This is a genomic window from Prosthecobacter sp. (assembly GCF_044232965.1).
GTDB lineage: Bacteria > Verrucomicrobiota > Verrucomicrobiia > Verrucomicrobiales > Verrucomicrobiaceae > Prosthecobacter.
Map to the genome: position 1 here is coordinate 1 of NZ_JBIIKX010000022.1, position 18605 is coordinate 18605.

Here is an 18605-nt window from a genome sequence, read left to right on the forward strand (position 1 = left end):
GCTGATACAGATCGACCATGGCGACGCCTTTGGCCTTCGCCACGTCGAGCATGGCGGCGGTGTAGTTTTGCAAATTGGTGTTCGTGTCCTCGACCTTCGGCAGGCTCGGGTTCGCGAGCTTTTGCAGCGCGATGGGCGAGAAAAGCACGATGCGCGGCGCTCCCTTGCCGCTGTAGTTCTGCGCCTTGGCATCGTCGATGAACTTGGCGAGGTTCTTCTTAAACTCCTCGATGCCCTCGTAGCCTTTGAAGGACTCGTTGTAGCCGTAGAAGGCGAAAATCACGTCCGCCTTGACCTTGGCGAGCCATTCGTCGCGCGTGCCGAAATTGTCGATGCGGTGCCAAGTCTGCACTTCGTCGCCGGAGAAGGCGAGATTGCGAAACGTGAGGTCTTTGTCCGCATTCGCCTGTGTGAGCAGCGTTTCCAGCCAGCCAAAGTGCTGCGAGCGGTCCGGCAGCGCGTTGCCGAGGATGGCGATGGAGTCGCCGGATTTGAGTTCGACCTGTGCGTGGAGCGCGCAGGCGGCGAGGAGGAAGCAGAGCAGTTTCTTCATGGGTCAGGAATGGCGGGCAGGGCAATACGGGAGCCGAGGGTGGATGTTTGCCCGGAAAGCACAAGCCCTGGGTTTGCCCGACGACATGCCCGCACTCGTCTGTTGACGCCAGACTGTTAAGGTTCTTTAACTAGCGGCGAATCTTGTCCTGCAATGCCGACTCTTGAATCTCTTCTCTCACCCGGTCTGCGCTACGGCCTGGAACACGGCAGCCTGACCTGCTGGATCATCTGCGGCGTGCTGGCGCTGCTTTCCATCATCAGTTGGGCGGTGATCCTGAGCAAGCGCATGCTGATCACGCGTGTGCATAAAGCAAACCTTTCGTTCCTGCGTGAGTTCCGCGAGAGCAATCATCCGCTGGAGCTGTTTCAAAAGCGCGAGCATCACGAGTTTGCCGCCTTTTATCACATCTACCACGCCGCCTGCCGCGAGATGGCCTGGTACCTCCTCGGCGAGGACGAGCCAGGGGAAACCTTTGCGGCGAGATTGCAGGGGGCGGGGCGCATCACCCCTTCTCAAATGAGCGCGGTGCAGAACGCGATGGAGCGCAGCGTGGCCGAGGCGGCGCTGCGGCTGGAAGCGCGCATGGCCTGGGCGGCCACGGCGCTGAGCGCCGCGCCGCTTCTGGGCCTGCTGGGCACGGTCTGGGGCCTGCTGGATGCCTTCAGCACAATGACGCACACCGACGCCAGCCTCGCCGCGCTGGCACCGGGTGTGACCACCGCGCTGGTCACCACGGTGCTGGGCCTGCTGGTGGCGGTGCCGAGCATGCTCGGCTACAACGGCCTGGTGAACCGCATCCGTGGCATGGTCGTGCGCCTCGATAATTTTGCCAGCGAGCTGAGCGCGGCTCTGGACCGCGCGTTTGTGGATCATCGCTTCACCAATGAGACGCTGCCCAGCATGGGCTCTCTGGGCGCGCCCTCCATGCCGGCCTTCAGCGGGGTCGGGGCCGGGCCGTTGCATGTCTTTGCCGCGCGCGCATGAAACGGATCTCCAACCAGCGCCAGCTTCGCCTGATCTCCGAGATCAGCATCATGCCTTTTATGGATGTGGTGCTGGTGCTGCTGTTTGTCTTCGTGCTGGCAGCGCCGCTGGTCAAAACCAACTCCTCCTGGCTCCCCACAGCCCAACCCTCCGCATCTCCTGGAAGCGCGGCTCCTGCTGAGAGAGTCACGCTGCTGGTGAACCGTGATCTCTCTGTGACCCTCAATGGCGCGATGCTCGCGCGCGCCGCCCTGCCCTTCTCCTTGAAACAAATCGAGACCCGCGCCCCCGGCACCGGCGTGGAAGTGCGCATGCACCGCGATCTGCCTGTGCAGCAACTGGTGGAGATCATGGGCATGCTGGAAGCCGCCGGCATGCAAAAAACCGCCGTCACCACGCACGCGGACGAACCCTGACCTGCCATGAAACGCAGCCGCCCCACCACGCTGGAGCCGATCTCGGCGGCGACGTTCGTCATCTTCGCGCTGCATGTCGCCCTTGCTGGCGGCCTTTGGTGGTGCTGGCGCGAATACTCGGCGCGCCCCAAGGAGACGAAGCTCACCTGGCTGAAACCCGCCGACTTCAAGGCTGCGGCACCCGCCGTCACACCGCCAGCCAACCCTAAACTCGACACACCATTAGTGGCGGCTTCTCCTGCCGTGCCTCAGGCCGTCAAAGCAACCAAGGAGGAGCCGGTGCAGAAGGCCATGCTCGTCGCCGCGCCGCCAGAACCACCGCGCATGGAGCCTGTGCCAAATGAGACCGCAAACCCGCTCTTTGCGTCTGCCGTCCCGGCCCCCAAACCCTCCGCCAACCGCAGTATCACCCTGCGCCGAGTGCTGGAGAAGCCCGCTGTGGCCGCCGCCCCTGGCAAGCCTGCGCCACCGATGACCAGTCCCACACTGTTGGACATCGCCCGCCTGAACACCCTGCGTGCCAACCCCACGCTTCCCTCGTCCGCCAACGTGATCGACCCGGACGCAGAGGTGAATCTCGACGCCGTGGATGAGGCGCTCAACGCCGCCTTTCTCACCCACTGGACCGCACCACCGATCACCGCCGTGCCCGAGGCGCAGCGTGAGGCGCGGCTGAACATCTCCATCGGCCGGGACGGCACGATCTTGAAGTCGCAGATGAGCAAATTCTCCGGCTCGCACGATCTTGACCAGTCCATCATCGAGGCCACCGTGCGTGTGAAAAAAATTTCCGCCACACTGCCTTCAAATTTTTCCAAAGACAGCTACGATCTGGAGTTGAACTTCATCCTGCTGCCCTGAACCACGCATGAAACCACGCGCCCTGCTGCTCCTGCTCACCCTCGCCGTCACCGGCGTGCAGGCAGAGGAACGCGGCATCCTCGGCACGCTGAAAGGCTGGGTGGGCGCCATTCCAGGACTGGGTGGCAAAAAATCGGAGGCGTCGAAGAAAATCATGACGCGCATCCGCGTCAGCCCCTTCACGGGTGGAACCGGGGCCAGTGCTGAGTCGGCCTTGCGCAATGAGCTGCTCGCCTCGCGTGAGTTCTTCGTCACCGGACCGGATGAGAAGGCAGATTTCACACTGGAGGGCTCCTCCAGCGGCGGGCGGGTCAATGGCCGCCTGCGTGATGGCAAGGGCAAAGATCTCTTTCAACGGACCTACGCCGCCCCAGGGCTGGATGAAAACCTGAAGGCCTTCGCTGACGACATCATCTTCACCATCACCGGCCGTCCTGGCCTGGCCACCAGCCGCATCGTTTTCGTCAGCGACCGCTCCGGGCGCAGGCAGATCTACATCTGCAATGCCGAGGGAGGCGAAGTCAACCAGGTCACGCATGACAAGCACGGCGCGGTCTCGCCCACGCTCTCACCAGACTCCTCCCTCGTGGCCTTCACCAGCTACGGCAGCGGCTTTCCGGTGGTGAACCTGCTCGACCTGCACGCCGGTTGGGAACGCGGCGTCACCGACACGCCCGGCACCAGCTTTGGCGCGGCTTTCTCCCCGGACGGCTCCCACCTCGCGGTGGTCATGAGTTTCATCGGCAATCCCGAAATCTTCGTCAGCGATCTCAACACCAACACCGCCTCCTGCATCAGCGACTCCATCGGAGCGCCCGCCAGCCCCTCCTGGCATCCTGAAGGCAAACAAATCGTCTTCTCCAACGACGACGGCAGCGGCCCGAGGCTCAACATTGTCGAGGTTCCACAGAAAGAGGGGCAGCCCACACGCCTCTTCCACTGGCGCACAGGCTACCACTTCTGCACCGACCCCGAATGGTCGCCCGACGGCGGTCACATCGCCTTCACCACCCGCAAGGGCGGTGAGTGGGCCGTGGCCATCAAGCCTTATCCCAACGGCGGCTCACGCCTCATCCAAGGAGGAGGTGCCCAGCATCCCTCATGGAGTCCAAACGGGCATTTCCTCACCTACGTCCAACACGGCGGGCTTTATGTGCATGACGTGCGCAGCGGCAGCCGCCGCCAGCTTCTCCGTGGCTTCGGCCGCATCACCGAACCCCGCTGGATGCGCTGAACAATGGCGAATGACAAAATCAGAATGACGAATTTCCATTCCATGACAGCCCGCGTGAATGTCCTGATCTCATTCGTCAGACGGCGTTCGTCATTCATCCTTTTTCCACTCCTCTCCGCCTGCTCCAGCGTTCCTTTCCTAACCAATCGCAGTGCCGAGTCTGTGGTCTATGCCCTGGGGCCGCGTGAGGGCCACAGTTCCCCGCTGGCCGGCAGCCTCAAGCCCGCCTGCCCCGCGCTCGTCTTTGGCAGCGATGGCTTCCGGCTCAACGACACGCATGAAAGCGCCGTCCGCCGAGTCATCTCCGACCTTGGCTCAGACAAGAAGGCCCGTCTGCTCATTGCTGGTTACGCCCCGCCGGACCTCCCGCAGGATCACGCCCGTGCGCTCTCCGAGCGCCGCGCCCAGGCTGTGCGCCAGCGCCTCATCGAACTCGGGCTCGATGCGGCGAAGATCCAGACCGTTGGTTTTGGCAACGACTTTTCTCCCTCCGGCCCGTCCTCAGGCGTCGTCGTCATTTACCGTCAGTAGCACACTGAACCTCGAACACTTTCATGGTAAAACCCGAACCCATCTCCAACCATATCTCCGTCTGGGGCGAAGGCCCCCTCTGGCACCAAGACCGCCTCCTCTACGTCGATATCGAGGCGCACAAGATCATCGCCTTCACGCCAGCCACCGGTGAGGAGAAAATCTGGAATGTCGGGCAGCGTGTCGGCACCGTCGTCCCGCGTGCCAGCGGTGGCCTCGTCTGGGCAGGCGACAACGGCTTCTTCTTCCTCGACGAAGCGACCGGTGTTTCCACGCCCATCGCCGATCCTGAGCCCGAACTGCATGACAACCGCTTCAACGACGGCAAATGCGACCCCGCCGGCCGTTTCTGGGCTGGCACGATCAATCTGAAGAAGCAGCCAACGGCCGCGCTCTACTGCCTGCACACCGACCTCCGTGTCGAAAAGAAATTCTCCCCCGTCACCAACTCCAACGGCATTATCTGGACCCGCGACGGCTCCACGATGTATTACATCGACACGCCCAGCAAAAAGATCAGGGCCTTTGACTTTGACCGCGCCACCAGCGCCATCTCAAACGAGCGCGTCCTGTGGGATACCAGCACGGATCCATCGGTTCCCGACGGCATGACCATCGACAGCCAGGACCGCCTCTGGATCGCCTTCTGCCACGGCGGCAAGGTCGTCTGTTTCAACCCTGAAACAAAGAAAGTCGAACAGCAGATCGACTTCCCCTGTGTCGAAACCACCGCCTGCGCCTTCGGCGGTCCTGACCTCGGCGACCTCTACATCACCACAGGCCTTAAGCCCGGTTTGGAAGAACCCCTCGCCGGCCGCCTCTTCGTCTGCCGCCCCGGTGCCACAGGCGTTCCGTCAGAGGCATTTGGCGGCTGAATCAACCACAGCAGAGGTTAGACCCTTTGGAGAAGTCCATCCCGCAATGGACGATCAAGCCTCGCTCTCGGGTGTAGTAGTCGTTTCCTCGGAAGTCTTTTCCTCTGGCGTTTCTGACGCGCCCGCTGTCTTAGCCTCCGCTTTGCGCAAGCGCTTGGCCTCTTTTGCCGCTTTCTTGGCCTGTTCGCGCTTCCGTTTCTCGAAACTGTAATTGGGTGTCGCCATGGTAGAACGGCATTCCTATCACCGCTGATCGAAAAAGACGCCAGGAAAAAGTGAAAATCCAGCCAACTCGCCGAATCAGCTTAGCCGCGCACTTGCCCCGTCCCATCGACGAGATACTTGTAGCTGCACAACTCCGCGAGGCCCATGGGGCCACGGGCGTGGAGTTTGTCGGTGGAGATGCCGATCTCGGCGCCAAAACCAAACTCGCCGCCGTCGTTGAAGCGTGTGCTGGCGTTGTGGAGGACGACGGCGCTATCGACTTCATGCTGGAAGCGTTCGGCGGCAGCGCGATCACGCGTGATGATGCTGTCCGTGTGATGGGAACCGTAACGATTGATGTGCGAGATGGCTTCGTCCAAGCCACTGACGGTTTTGGCGGAGAGGATGAGGTCGAGGTATTCAGTGGTCCAGTCTTCCTCGATGGCGGCTTTGGCGGGAACTCCGAGATGCTGCAAGGCGACGACATCACCCCGAATCTCGACCTTCGCTTCGGCGAGGCGTTTGCCGAGGAGTGGGTAGAATGACGCGGCGATGTCCTGATGGACGAGAATCGTTTCGAGGGCGTTGCAGACGCCGGGCTTCTGGCACTTGGAGTTGACGATGATGTCAGCGGCCATCTGCGGGTCGGCATCGGCGTGGACATAGACGTGACAGACGCCGTCGTAGTGCTTGATGACGGGCATGCGGGCGGTGGCGACGACTTTTTCGATCAAGCCTTTGCCGCCACGGGGAATGATCAGGTCGAGGTATTGGTCCATCTTCGCCATGTGCTCGACACTGGCACGGTCGGTGAAAGGAATGAGCTGGATGCTGTCGGGCGGAAGGCCGACGCGTTCGCCACCGGCCTGGAGGGCAGCGGCAAGGGCGCGGTTGCTGTCGATCGCTTCGCTGCCGCCACGGAGGATGGTCGCATTGCCAGTTTTGAAGCAAAGTGAGGCAGCGTCGGTGGTGACGTTGGGACGTGACTCAAAGATGATGCCAATGACGCCGATGGGGACGCGGACTTTGCGGATGTGCAGACCGTTGGGGCGGGTCCAATCGGTGAGCTTTTCGCCGACGGGATCGGGGAGCAGCGCGACTTCGCGCACAGCATCGGCGACGGCTTTCAAACGTTTCGGATCGAGCGTGAGGCGGTCGATCATGGCCTTGCTGAGGCCATTTTGCTCCGCACGGGCGAGATCGAGAGCGTTGGCGGCGAGGATGGCATCCTGCCGCGCCATGATTTCATCGGCCATGGCGATGAGGATGGCGTTTTTTTGCTCGGAAGTGAGTTTGACGAGAGCGTAAGAGGCGGCACGGGCACGGCGGCCCATGTCGAGAATGGCGGACTGGATTTCGGAGTCGGTCATGAATGCAGAATTACTTGGAAGGAACGGGGCCCTCGGGGATTTGGACGTCTTTGCCGAGCAGATGACGGTCAAGGAAGGCCCGCATGTGCCCGATGAGCGGAGCGCTGAAGAAAACATGACCGCCATCAGTGCCAGTGAGCAAGGTGGCGGGGATTTTGGCCTTCGCGAGCGCCGTGTCGAACTCGGTGGCTTGGGCGTAGCGGACGATGTTGTCCTTGTCCCCGTGGATGATCAGGAACGGGGCGTCATCTTCGGTGATGTAGGTGAGGGGAGAGGCGCTGCGGGCGACGTCGGGTTTGTTTTTGACGGTGCCGCCAATGAGCTTCGAAAGTCCGGTTTTGGGATCGTCCACATTGATGATCGTCCCTTCACCGGCGAAGGTGAGGAAGTTTGAAGGGCCGCAGAAATCAAGCACGCAGGTGACACGGCTGCTTTGGGTGGGGTTCGGGCCGAGTTCGCCCTCCAGTTCCTTCACGCCGCCAGTGACACCGAGCAGACTGACGAGATGTCCGCCCGCAGAGATGCCAAAGACAGCGATCTTGTCAGGATCAATCTGGTTCTCCGCCGCATGAGCACGGAGGGCGCGGATGGCGGCCTTGCAGTCGTGGATTTGCGCAGGCCAGATGGCCTCGTTGGTGAGGCGGTAGTTGATGCTGGCCCCGGCGTAGTCGCGGTCCTTGATGAGTCCAAAGAGCACACCCGCCTGGTCCTTGCTGCCATTTTCCCAACCGCCCCCGTGAATGTACACGACCAATGGGCGAGGCTTGGTGGTCTTTGTCTCGGGCAGGTAAAGGTCGAGCATCTGGCGAGGGTTGCCAGCGCCGACGTAGTCGAGATTGCGCACGACTTGATAGCCAACCGGGCTCTGACACTGGGCCAGGGCTGGAAAGACTAGGGCAATGAGACAGGAGAGGCGCATGACGGGCCTCATAAACCGGGAGAAGAGGCAAAACAAGGGCTCTCCAGCACAGGGAATACGGGTGTGTTGTCACCTTGACGCAAGGTTAACCAGAACATACTATCACAACGATGAAATCCCCCATCCCCGCCCGCCTGCCGCTCGTCTTGGCATGTGCAGTCTCGTTTCTGTCCATCTCCACGCCTTCCTACGCGCTGTTCGAATTCATTTTCGGCAAGAAGCAGGAGAAAGTGGCTCCCATGGCCAGCGAGCGCGACAGCCAGGAAGCCGCCGCCTCAGTCATGCTCGCAGAGGCACGGATGGCTCACAACGCGGGAAGAGCAGGAAAGGCGCAGAACCTGTATCTGGAGGTGGTGAAGCAGTACCCCTTCACACCAAGCGCCGCCGAGGCGGCATTTCAAAACGCGCTCATCATCCGTCATTCCGGGCGCATGGACGACGCCTTTGAGGCATTCCAAAACTTCCTCAACGACCACCGCGACAGCCCTCGTTTCACCGAGGCCATCGAAAAGCAGTTTGAGATCGCCGAAGAGGCGAAAGGAGGCAGGAAGCAGCGCGGCTTGTTGCTCGTCCCGATGAAGATGAACACTTCGGACGTCATCGATTTTTACAATCAAATCATCAAGAACGCCCCTTTCGGCAAATTCGCCCCGCTCGCGCAGTTCAGCATCGCGGAAATCCAGCAGGACATGAACGAGAAGGAAAAGGCGGTGGCGGCTTATCAAAAGGTGGTGGAAAACTACCCCGGCACTTCCCAGGCATCCGAGGCGCAGTTCCGCATCGGTTCCATCAGCAACATCGCCGCCCAGCGCAGTGAGGACGCCTCAAACTTGCTGGCGGCTCGTGATGCGCTCCGCACCTACATCGCCTCCAACCCTGGTGGCGAGCGCAAGCAGGAGACCGAAATGATCCTCAATCAAGTGAACTCGGCGGAGGCCAACCAATCCCTGACCGTGGCGAAATTTTATAAGCGCATGGGCAAGACCCGCGCGGCGGCGATTTACCTCAATGAGGCGCTGAAATACGGCTCCGCCGAAGTTTCCGCCGAGGCGCGCACGCTGCTGGCCGAACTTGCCGCCGAAGACCCGGATGGTGTGGCTGACGCACGAAAAGGCCCCGGGCAGGATTACACGATGCTTACAGCGCAGAACTTGAAATCGCGTGATGATTATGTGGGACCGCTCGCCCCGGAACTGGCACGGCTGAGTCAGAAACCGAAGATGCGGACAGGAGACGATGGTTTCATGCCGATTCCGCTACAAGAGCCCACGCTGCCACTGCGTCCAGGTGCCACTGCGCCGGGCGCGGGATCGCTTCTGCCACCCGTTCCAGAAACGGAAAAGCCTGCGCTGCTGCCAGTGCCGCCCGCCCCCATGGTGCCACCAGTCCCCCCGGCTCCAGGAGGCACCGCTCCGCCAGTGCCGCCGCCGCCAGCTTCTGTGAAGCCCGCGTCATAATTCTTGCGCACGCTGGCGTCGCAGGCCATAGGCTGCTGCCTTCACTTTTCCTATCTTTCCTGGATGAAACGGATTCTTTTTCTTTTGGCCCCTCTCTGCCTGCTGCTTTCTGGATGCGCTGGCTACCACTTGGGCGCTCAAAAACCAGCGCAGTTGCGCCACATCACCAAACTTGCGGTGCCTACGTTTGAAAACCTCACCCTGGAGCCGCGACTGGCCGTGCTGGTGACCAACACGATCATCAAGCAGTTGCAAAACCATGGCTCATACCAAATCGTGGCCAAACGTGACGCTGAAGCGGTGCTCGAAGGACAAATTCATAATATTCAGCGCGCTCAATTTCGTTCTGATCGCAATAACATTCTGCGCACCTCACAGATCATGGCAACGCTGGCTTGCTACTACACCGTCAAGGAAATTGGATCAGGAAAGGTTTTGCGAAACGGTGCCAGTTCAGCGGTTTCCTACATGATTCTTGATGCCAACATGCAACTTTCGGAAACCCAGTTGCTTGAGGATCTTGCCCAGCAGCTTGCTTTTCCCGTGGCGGATGAGCTTTCCGAGGGCTGGTAACCACCATCCCAACCTTCATGCAGCCGGGTCTCGAGCCACATGCGGACCTCGTCGTGCTGGACGATGCTGAGTCCGGGCAAGTTCTAGCCAGCCACAGCCTGGTTCCCGGCCTTCATCTCGTCGCGACGCCTATCGGCAATCTGCGCGACATCACGCTACGGGCAATCGACACGCTCGGAGCGGCTGACCTTGTCGCCTGCGAGGACACGCGCCACTCCGGCATGCTGTTGAAACATCACGGCATCCGTGCCCGGCTCGTCAGCCTGAACGAGCACAACGAGGCGCTGCGCATCCCGCAACTGCTGGAACACATGCGCCAGGGCGGCAGCGTGGCGCTGATTTCTGACGCCGGCATGCCCACGGTCTCAGATCCGGGCCAGCGCCTCGTGGCTTCCACCGTCGCCGCCGGTCTGCATGTGGAGGGCATTCCCGGTGCGAGCGCTGTTTTGACCGCGCTCTCCGCATCCGGTCTGCCCACGACCCCCTTTTACTTTGGCGGTTTCCTGCCGCACAAAAAAGGAGCCCGCACCACCGAACTGACCGCCGCCCTCCAGCGCGACTGCACCAGCGTTTTCTTCGAGAGCCCGTATCGTTTGGTGGACACGCTCGCCATTCTCACGGAGGCGGCACCTCTGCACCGTGTCGTTGTCGCCCGTGAGCTGACCAAAAAGTTTGAGGAATTCAGACGCGGCCCGGCAAACATCCTGCTAACTCATTTTCAGACCAAGCCGCCCAAAGGCGAAATCACCCTTCTCATCGCGCCTGTCGATCCCCCCAAATGGCTCGTCTGGTGACATTCTTCAAATTCACATTCCATGGAAACCCCAGCCAACTGCGCCGTCCTCAACACCAACGAAAGCCTCAAACTCTCGATCACCAACCACCTGCGCTTCACGCTGGGCGCCTACGTCGAGTCCGCCAGTGAGAACGATTGGTTCGTCGCCACCTCCCTGGCCGTGCGTGACCGCGTGATGGAGCGCGCCACCCAGTCCCGCACCAAGCACCGCTCCCAAGGCGTCCGCCGGGTGCATTACCTCTCCCTGGAGTATCTCATGGGGCGTCTGCTGGAGAACAACCTGCGCAATTCCGGTCTCTATGACATCGCCAAACAGGCGCTCAAGGACATGGGCAAGGATCTCGACACCCTGCTGCAAAAGGAGCCGGACATGGGCCTCGGCAACGGCGGTCTGGGCCGTCTCGCCGCCTGCTTCATGGATTCCCTCAGCACGTTGGACCTGCCCGCCATCGGCTACGGCATCCACTATGAGTTCGGCCTGTTCCGCCAGGAGTTCGTGAACGGCCGCCAGGTCGAGCATCCTGACGCCTGGATGCGTGACGGCAGCCCTTGGAAAATCGCCCGCCCCTCCTACCGCCAGACCGTGCATCTTTATGGCAAGGTCATCCAAAAATTCGATGAGTTTGGCCACCCGCATCATGAATGGGTCGAAACCAAATGCCTGCTCGGCCTGCCGTGGGACATTCCCATCGTCGGCTACGACAGCAGCACGGTGAACGTGCTCCGTCTCTGGCAGGCGCAGGCGGATGAGGATTTCAATTTCCAAGTCTTCAATGAAGGCAGCTACGTCGATGCCCTGCGTGAGAAGGCAATCGCCGAGACGGTCTCCAAAGTGCTCTACCCCAATGACGCCACGGAGTCCGGCAAGGAACTGCGCCTGGTACAGCAGTACTTCTTTGTCGCCTGCTCGCTGGCCGACATCGTACGCCGTTTCAAGAACGGCTACAACCTACCGTGGAGCGAGTTCCCCTCCAAGGCGGCCATCCAGCTCAACGACACGCATCCCGCAGTCGCCATCCCCGAGTTGATGCGCATCCTCGTTGATGTGGAGCGGATCGACTGGGCGCAGGCGTGGGCGATCTGCCAAAAAACCTTCTCCTACACCAATCACACCCTGCTCCCCGAGGCGCTGGAGACCTGGAGCACCGCGCTCTTCGAGCGCGTCCTGCCGCGCCACCTCCAGATCATCTTCGAGATCAACCACCGTTTCCTCACGGGCGAGGTGGAGGCCCGCTGGCCCGGTGACATGGAGAAAAAGCGCGTCCTTTCCCTCATCGAAGAACGCGGCGGCGGCAAGCATGTGCGCATGGCCCATCTCTCCGTTCTCGGCGGCCACGCCACCAACGGCGTCGCCGCCCTCCACACACGCCTGCTGTGTGAGCGCCTGTTCCCCGAGTTCTTCGAGCTCTATCCCGACCGTTTCCTCAATCTCACCAACGGCGTCACCTTCCGCCGCTGGCTCGATGTCTGCAATCCGCAGCTCTCCGCCCTCATCACCGAGTCCATCGGCTCAGGCTGGTTGAAAGACTCCTCCAAGCTGCGTGAGCTCGACCGCTTCGCCGACGACTCCTCCTTCCGTGAGCGCTTCCAGCAGATCAAGCGCGGGCACAAAGTCCACCTCGCCAAGATTATCCAGGACACCTGCGGCGTCAGCGTCAGCCCCGACGCCCTCTTCGACGTGCAGATCAAGCGCCTGCACGAGTACAAGCGCCAGCACCTCAACCTGCTCCACATCGTCAGCCTCTACCGCCGCCTCCTCGAAAACCCGCAGCTCGACATCGCGCCGCGCGTCTTCATTTTCGGGGCCAAGGCAGCCCCCGGCTACTACCTCGCCAAAAACATCATCCACGCCATCAACGCCCTCGCCAACAAGGTCAATCATGACCCGCGTGTCGGTGGCAAGCTCAAGGTCATCTTCATGCCCAACTACGGCGTCTCCATCGCCGAGCGCATCATCCCCGCCGCCGATCTCTCCGAGCAGATCTCCACCGCCGGCAAGGAAGCCTCCGGCACCGGCAACATGAAGCTCGCCCTCAACGGCGCCCTCACCATCGGCACCCTCGACGGCGCCAACGTCGAAATCCTGGAGGAAGTCGGCCCGGACAACATCTTCATCTTCGGCCTCACCGTCGAAGGCGTCACCGACCTCTACAAACGCGGCTACAATCCCTGGGACTTCTACTGGGCCAGCGAGGATCTGCGTCTCAGCCTCGACTGGCTCGCCTCCGACTACTTCACCGGCAACCAGGACGAGTTCAAACCCCTGCGCGACAGCCTCCTCACCCACGGCGATCCCTTCCTCGTCATGGCCGACTACGACGCCTACGCCGCCAGCCAGGCCGAGGTGGACAAAGCCTACCGCGACCAGCCCCGCTGGCAGAAGATGGCCATCCACAACACCGCCCGCGTCGGCAAGTTCAGCAGCGACCGCACCATCCTCGAATACGCCGAGAAGGTCTGGAAGCTGCCGCAGGTCAGCATGTGACAAGGTCGCGGCCGCCCGTGATTGTTCCTTGATGGGAGGGAACCATCACGCGGCATGCCGCTGCGGATGATCTCAGGTCATTCGGCCGATGCCTTCAATGGAGATAACGAACCCCGGAGAGAGAGAAAGGAGCGCAGCCGAGCGGAGCGAGACAGACTGCCAACGGCAGCCCGGAGGGCGAAGCGGGCACGCGGAGTCAAACGCCCCCGTCCGCATTCCGTTCCAGCCATTCTGAATCGGTGAAATCGGCGCCATCTGCGGACCAGAGACTCCTTCGGCATGCATCCTCCCGAATCACTTGAATTTAATCCACAGATTTTTCAGGTGACACAGATGGGCTTCAATCGGTGAAATCTGCGCAAATCTGCGGACCCAATTCAAAGCCTCACAGGAGACAACGAACCCGTTCTCCGTTCCATTCTCCGGAGCAAGACTGCGAAGGATGAACCGTCTCAGCCTTTCATCCTTCAAGACCCGCCAGTCGCCTCGGCTCCCGGTTTGACTCGCTCGCGCCTCACGCTCGTCTCTCCCTGTGGGCTCCCTTCAGTCGTCTGTCTCGCGCTTAGCCTCCGCGCTCGGCTCCCCGTCTCCAAATCTCCAAGTCTCCCATTCTCCCCGTCCCCTCCTCGCTCTACTCAACCAGCACCTGGACCGTGCGTTCCCGGATCGGCGCGGCCTCCTTCTCCCACGGCCGCCGGTAGATGAAATGCAGGGCCGTCTTGCCCTGCTTGGCCGCCTGGAACGTCCACCGCTCCGTGCCACCCACCCCCACCATCCCCGGCGGGTGGGCCCGGCCCACGAATTCATCGCTCACCTTGCGCACCACCGTGCCGTCCTCCTTCCCATCCAGCGCCCAGCCGTAACCCGTCGTGGGGTTGGACTCCAGGGCCACGGTGAAGGTCTCCCCCGCCTTCTTGCGGATCGCATCCCCAGCCTCCGCCTCCGCTTCCGGCACCTCGTCCGTCACAGGCGGCTTCGGCGCGGGGCCGCAGGCCGCCAGACTCATCCCCAGCAGCATCATCAGAAAAGGCGTTCTCATGGCCAGAGCTTGCCCCCGGCCCGCCGCCTGTCCACATCTGCTTCTCGACAACAGCCTGCCGACTCCTATTATCGGCACATGACTGTCGCCCTGCCTCCTGCTCTCACCCAGCTTGTTGAAAGACTCCTGCACACAGGCCGCTATGCCGATGAAGGAGAAGTGGTGCGCGAGGCGCTCAGAGTCCTGGAGCACCAGGAGTTCGATGAATCCCCCGCCTTGGAAGCGGCCATCCTGGAGGGCGTGCGTTCCCCCCACGTTCCGTATGATGCTTCCGTGCTGGACCGCATCCGGCACAATGCCCGCCTCCAGGCATGAGCCTGGAAATCTCCATCGCCAGAAGGGCGGAGCAGGACATGACCCTGCAATACCGCTGGTATCTGGAGAATGCCGACTTCGATGTCGCCGAGCGTTATCTGCTCGCCGTGCATGAAACGATTCAGAGCATCGCCGGGCAGCCTGACCTCGGCATTCGCCGCCACTTCGCCGCGCCAGAACTTGCCCGCATCCGCAGCATCCAGGTCCGAAGGCCCTTTGACCGCCATCTGCTCTTTTACTGGGAGGGCGACACCCTGCGCATTGAGCGCGCCATGCATGGGGCCAGAGATTTGCCGCGCAGGCTGCTGGAAGAGCCGGAAGGCTGATCGTGGTTCGTCAATTTTAGTCTCCCAGTTTGACTCCCTCGTGCCTCACGTTGATTCGCTGTGCTCACCCTTCGGGCTGCGTCCCGCAGTCTATCTCCCTTTGGTCGGTTCATGTCGGGCTACGCCCAATGCTTCGCATTGTCTATTTGCCTCACTGCGTTCGCCCTTTGGGCTGCCTGCGGCAGGCTTTCGCCTTGGGGTTACCGAGGTTCATGGCTTCTTGTGGTGTTCAGGTCGAATCGTCCTTGGGCCTCCGTCCATCTGGTCGGCAGCACTGGACTCTTGATGCCGAAAGGACTGTGTTCACTACCGCCATAGTAAAGCCGCTCGGCGTTCGGTGTAAAGCGTCCGCAACAGAGCAACGAGAAGACAGTGGATCGGTCGGTGACTCTGTAAGCAGAAATGTCGATCCACTCTGGCACAGCATCATCTCGGCAGAGCAACTGAACAATATCAACGCTAGAAAGTGGAGAATCGAGGTCCCCGAGTCGTCATGGATCATCTGGAAAAACCGTCTCGTCCGCCTCCAATGGGTTCTCATCAAAAGACTGATTCAAGTATGCCACATAGCGGCAGTCCGTCGGCAGATCATTCGTGACGAGAGACAAAGCAAACTGTCTCGATGCATCAGATGCTCCACGAAGTGCTTGCTCAAATCTCGCTCTCGTCATGTGGGCGCTGCGTGGTTAGGCGAACGACTAAAGCTCAGCGACGGTGCAGGGACGGCGCGGCGGCTGCCCAAGCAGCCGACGTGACGGCCCGGAGACGTTCGCTGCAGCGCATGGTTAGGCGACTTACGGTTTCCGCTTCGATTCATATCGTTCTTCGTATCGGCTCCAGTTGGCCTTGTCGTCTTTGTTGAATTGGATGTGAAGCTCGTAAGAGCCGAGGTTCTGGTCCTCGTCGAACGTTGCGCGAAGGCACTTGATGGCTCCTGCGATAACGTCATCGGCTGTGACGCCGTAAGGCTCGGTCGAACCCATCTCGCGCAGGTCGAGAGTAACCCGATAATGTCTCCCGCTGACATAGTCTGCGGAAAGACCGATGCGGAGGAGGGAAAGGACATTTGAGTCGGGAATGTTTGCGTTGGGGCTTTGCAGGAGTTTGTTCGGTGCGGCAATCGAAGCGATGATGCCTTCCGGGACGGCGTTGATGAGAATTGGGATGCGGGCCACCACAACCGCTGCATCACCCTCGGTGCCGAGAGTGGTAAGCGGCTGATAAATGAACTTCAGAATGCGTGTTCCTGCGAGGGCACTGCACGCGAGAACCAAGCTGACTACGAGAATATGGATACTTCGATTCACGAGAAGCGTGCGGAGTCGCCTAACGTCTCGGATCAGGCGACGGCGAGCGGGAGGCGTCGCTGACACGACAGATGCCATTCGAGCCGTTGCCTGCATCCGTTTTGTTAGGCGCGTTTTCAACGATTGTGACCGTCACTTCTTCTGGCCATGCGATAACATCAATCATGTCGTCGGACGTGTAGATTGCATAGTGAACAAGATTCGGCATCTCGAAGTTCTCGGCGAAGAACCACTCCAACCATGATGACGGCTCAACCGTGTAAAGCGATGAAGCGTGAAGGATGCCTTGCTCCGACAGAGCATTCAGGGTCCGAAGCCGTTTCGCCTCGTCGATGTTTCGGTAGGCAAAAGCGCGACGGAACTGAAATGTGATCAGTGATGTGACCTCATATGGCGTGTGGGATGGAGTGGTGATGACTCGGAAGCCTTCACGATCGTCAATCAGCGAAACGAAATCCAAGAGCGGCAAATCCGGACGCGGTTGCCACACTTGGTATTTGTCTGCAACGGCATTCATGGGCGGTGAGGTTTGTCGCCTAACGTTGTTTAGTCACAATAAATTGTGGACGAATCAGATTCGCCCACAGTTTTTTGTGGATTAACGGGGTTGAGGTGAGGTAAAAAGGGGCCGTTCACAGAAAGAAAGGATTTTGATGAATGCGCCGATCGAAGCGAAAAAGTCGCCCGAGGTCAAGCCTTACACGGAAGGAGGGGAAATCGGTTCATGAAAGTTCTGAAAAAGAAAAAGGGAGGCCACAATATGCCGCCGCCCCCTGCCCTGACGTTCTTCCAAAAAAATTTCTCCTTCGTTTTTAAGCGCTTACGCAGGCGGCCAAAAAAGAAGCTTCCCAAGGCGGCGGAGTTTTGATTGAATCCGCCCTAGCCACCTCATTCAACGACCCTGATGCGAAGCGATCTCGGTCGGACTCCCTCAACACTCCAAATGCTTCAGCAGCCTCTTCACCTGCGCCTGGGTGGCGGTGAGGGTGGTGATCAGTTCGGTACGGCGGGGCTCGGAGAGATCGAGGGCCAGGTCGATGAGGCGGCCGAGTTTGGACTCCATGGCCTGCACTTCGGCCTCGTCCTCATCGCTGAGGCTGGTTTGAGCGATGATTTCCAAAAAACGGTCCACCAGGGGATTGTAGTGCTCGGGAATGGTGGCATCGGCGATCTCATCGCAGAACTGCCGGTGGAGGGCTTCCACCTCGGCCCGTTGCTCAGGCGTCATGCTCCCGATCTTCTTCTGCATCTCCCTGCGCATCACCTCGATGAGGGCCTCGGCGTGCCGCAGATCCTCGTTGAACCAGTTCTGATAGGCTTCCTCGGAGGAAAAAATAGAAGCATACTTCCCCAACTCCGGGCCAGGCTCTTCGGAAGGCTTTTGCATGCCGCCAACGCTAGCCCTCAGACGCCGGCAGTCAATATCCCGAGGCCCCGTGCCCTATGGAGACGGGGCATGAAGAGCCAATTTTTTCTTCCCGCCCCTCGTGCGGCGCTCCCGCCGAGGATCTGACTCGGAATCAATGATTTAGGCATCTGACTTGATTGGTTTGAGTGATTAGCAGCGTCATCCGCTAGAAAGAGTGCGCACTTTGGGCTTTTCAATCGGGGATTTTTTTGATTTTCTGCGCGGCGTTTTCCCAACCCGTGCCATGCAGACGACGACGTCTCCCTCTCCGCCCCGGCGTGCTGGCCGGGCGGGGTGGATGTTGGAACGGCGGCCGATGGTGTTCCGCGCGGGAGTGATGCTGCGGGCCATGGGCTGGGTGATCCTGTGGCTGCGCCTGCGGGAGCGGCTCTCGGCCGAAACGGTGGCGCGACGGGCGGCGGTGGGGCCGCAAACGCTGCGGGATCTGGAAAAAGGCCGCTGCCGGAACTGCGGCTGGACGACGCTGCATGACCTCTGCCGGGCGCTGCACCTGCGCCTGACGCATGTGGAGCGCCTGGCCTACCGCTACCTGCTGCGCGATTTCCGCCACCAAGAACGCGCCCACCGGGGGCAGGCGAACTGGAAGATGGTGTATCCGTGGAGCAGAAACCGCGCCAAACCCCGCATCCGCGGCCGGGCGGGCCACGGTACACCGTAGTTGAGCCAACGTCCGGTCAGGAGGAGCAGTGGCCCCATGAACGCGCTGCTCCTCCCCTGCCCTGGCCGCCCGGCCCGCCGGATGGCCGTCCGCCGCCAGCCAGCATTACGCCTGAGCCGGAAAACCTTCCTCCTTTCCCGGAACAAGGAGAGCCTTTGTTCCGCCAAGGCTTGCCTTTTGAGGTGGTTCTCGCTCGCCGGGCCTCGCTTCACCACCGGCTCTTTTTCTTGCAAGCCTCCGGCTCGACCCTTCAGATCGGGATTGCGCCTC

The 18605-nt window shown here is 60.8% G+C and carries 21 protein-coding genes; 14 read left to right on the forward strand and 7 right to left on the reverse strand.

All coding sequences use genetic code 11. The features are described 5' to 3' along the window. Positions 1-553 (reverse strand): SGNH/GDSL hydrolase family protein (locus ACILSI_RS11460; protein ID WP_395722015.1); only part of this gene is annotated, 553 nt, incomplete at its 3' end. Between the two features lie 153 nt (positions 554-706). Here ACILSI_RS11460 and ACILSI_RS11465 point away from each other — a divergent pair. The 6 genes from ACILSI_RS11465 to ACILSI_RS11490 are packed head-to-tail and all read left to right on the forward strand — an operon-like array spanning position 707 to position 5457. Further along, positions 707-1540 (forward strand): MotA/TolQ/ExbB proton channel family protein, encoded by an 834-nt coding sequence (locus ACILSI_RS11465; protein WP_395722016.1) that lies wholly within the window; start codon positions 707-709, stop codon positions 1538-1540. Beyond that, the gene (locus ACILSI_RS11470) at positions 1537-1956 is read left to right on the forward strand and encodes an ExbD/TolR family protein (protein WP_395722017.1); all 420 of its coding nucleotides are present in this window, start codon (positions 1537-1539) and stop codon (positions 1954-1956) included. Before ACILSI_RS11465 ends, ACILSI_RS11470 begins: the two co-directional genes overlap by 4 nt. Before the next feature lie 6 nt (positions 1957-1962). Further along, a complete protein-coding gene (locus ACILSI_RS11475) occupies positions 1963-2817 on the forward strand; it encodes a TonB C-terminal domain-containing protein (RefSeq protein WP_395722018.1) in 855 nt (284 codons plus the stop codon). A 7-nt stretch (positions 2818-2824) separates the two neighbouring features. Next, complete coding sequence (locus ACILSI_RS11480; protein WP_395722019.1) at positions 2825-4051, forward strand: hypothetical protein; 1227 nt, start codon at positions 2825-2827, stop codon at positions 4049-4051. A gap of 42 nt (positions 4052-4093) precedes the next feature. Then, the gene (locus ACILSI_RS11485; RefSeq protein ID WP_395722020.1) at positions 4094-4582 is read left to right on the forward strand and encodes an OmpA family protein; all 489 of its coding nucleotides are present in this window, start codon (positions 4094-4096) and stop codon (positions 4580-4582) included. A 23-nt stretch (positions 4583-4605) separates the two neighbouring features. Further along, positions 4606-5457, forward strand: coding sequence for an SMP-30/gluconolactonase/LRE family protein (locus ACILSI_RS11490; protein ID WP_395722021.1), 852 nt, complete (start codon positions 4606-4608; stop codon positions 5455-5457). 305 nt (positions 5458-5762) lie between these two features. On the opposite strand, the gene ACILSI_RS11495 is transcribed toward ACILSI_RS11490, so the two are convergent. Beyond that, a complete protein-coding gene (locus ACILSI_RS11495; RefSeq protein WP_395722022.1) occupies positions 5763-7031 on the reverse strand; it encodes a glutamate-5-semialdehyde dehydrogenase in 1269 nt (422 codons plus the stop codon). Positions 7032-7041: 10 nt separating this feature from the next. Further along, complete coding sequence (locus ACILSI_RS11500) at positions 7042-7950, reverse strand: alpha/beta hydrolase fold domain-containing protein (protein ID WP_395722023.1); 909 nt, start codon at positions 7948-7950, stop codon at positions 7042-7044. Between the two features lie 110 nt (positions 7951-8060). Here ACILSI_RS11500 and ACILSI_RS11505 point away from each other — a divergent pair, with 110 nt between their 5' ends. The 4 genes from ACILSI_RS11505 (at position 8061) to ACILSI_RS11520 (ending at position 13261) form a co-directional block, all read left to right on the forward strand. Next, entirely contained in the window at positions 8061-9407 is a 1347-nt protein-coding gene (locus tag ACILSI_RS11505) for a tetratricopeptide repeat protein (RefSeq protein WP_395722024.1), read from the forward strand. Positions 9408-9470: 63 nt separating this feature from the next. Next, entirely contained in the window at positions 9471-9980 is a 510-nt protein-coding gene (gene lptE, locus ACILSI_RS11510; protein WP_395722025.1) for an LPS assembly lipoprotein LptE, read from the forward strand. Between the two features lie 17 nt (positions 9981-9997). Next, positions 9998-10774, forward strand: a complete 777-nt coding sequence (rsmI, locus tag ACILSI_RS11515; protein ID WP_395722026.1) for a 16S rRNA (cytidine(1402)-2'-O)-methyltransferase — start codon at positions 9998-10000, stop codon at positions 10772-10774. Between the two features lie 21 nt (positions 10775-10795). Next, complete coding sequence (locus tag ACILSI_RS11520) at positions 10796-13261, forward strand: glycogen/starch/alpha-glucan phosphorylase (protein WP_395722027.1); 2466 nt, start codon at positions 10796-10798, stop codon at positions 13259-13261. A 631-nt stretch (positions 13262-13892) separates the two neighbouring features. On the opposite strand, the gene ACILSI_RS11525 is transcribed toward ACILSI_RS11520, so the two are convergent. Continuing rightward, a complete protein-coding gene (locus ACILSI_RS11525) occupies positions 13893-14300 on the reverse strand; it encodes a protease inhibitor I42 family protein (RefSeq protein ID WP_395722028.1) in 408 nt (135 codons plus the stop codon). Between the two features lie 78 nt (positions 14301-14378). Between ACILSI_RS11525 and ACILSI_RS11530 the strand changes: the two genes are divergently transcribed. Both ACILSI_RS11530 and ACILSI_RS11535 read left to right on the forward strand, forming a co-directional pair. Continuing rightward, positions 14379-14615 (forward strand): type II toxin-antitoxin system ParD family antitoxin, encoded by a 237-nt coding sequence (locus ACILSI_RS11530; protein ID WP_395722029.1) that lies wholly within the window; start codon positions 14379-14381, stop codon positions 14613-14615. Then, positions 14612-14941: a type II toxin-antitoxin system RelE/ParE family toxin gene (locus ACILSI_RS11535; protein WP_395722030.1), complete on the forward strand. Its 330-nt coding sequence runs from the start codon at positions 14612-14614 to the stop codon at positions 14939-14941. The genes ACILSI_RS11530 and ACILSI_RS11535 overlap by 4 nt, the downstream gene beginning before the upstream one ends. Positions 14942-15735: 794 nt before the next feature. Here the strand turns inward: ACILSI_RS11535 and ACILSI_RS11540 are convergent. Both ACILSI_RS11540 and ACILSI_RS11545 read right to left on the reverse strand, forming a co-directional pair. Next, positions 15736-16248, reverse strand: a complete 513-nt coding sequence (locus ACILSI_RS11540) for a hypothetical protein (RefSeq protein WP_395722031.1) — start codon at positions 16246-16248, stop codon at positions 15736-15738. A 19-nt stretch (positions 16249-16267) separates the two neighbouring features. Further along, positions 16268-16765, reverse strand: a complete 498-nt coding sequence (locus tag ACILSI_RS11545; RefSeq protein ID WP_395722032.1) for a hypothetical protein — start codon at positions 16763-16765, stop codon at positions 16268-16270. Between the two features lie 207 nt (positions 16766-16972). On the opposite strand from ACILSI_RS11545, the gene ACILSI_RS11550 reads away from it, so the two are divergent. After that, the gene (locus tag ACILSI_RS11550) at positions 16973-17116 is read left to right on the forward strand and encodes a hypothetical protein (protein ID WP_395722033.1); all 144 of its coding nucleotides are present in this window, start codon (positions 16973-16975) and stop codon (positions 17114-17116) included. A 63-nt stretch (positions 17117-17179) separates the two neighbouring features. On the opposite strand, the gene ACILSI_RS11555 is transcribed toward ACILSI_RS11550, so the two are convergent. Further along, entirely contained in the window at positions 17180-17635 is a 456-nt protein-coding gene (locus tag ACILSI_RS11555; protein WP_395722034.1) for a hypothetical protein, read from the reverse strand. Between the two features lie 337 nt (positions 17636-17972). Here ACILSI_RS11555 and ACILSI_RS11560 point away from each other — a divergent pair, with 337 nt between their 5' ends. Beyond that, entirely contained in the window at positions 17973-18335 is a 363-nt protein-coding gene (locus ACILSI_RS11560) for a helix-turn-helix transcriptional regulator (protein ID WP_395722035.1), read from the forward strand. Positions 18336-18605 lie beyond the last annotated feature (270 nt).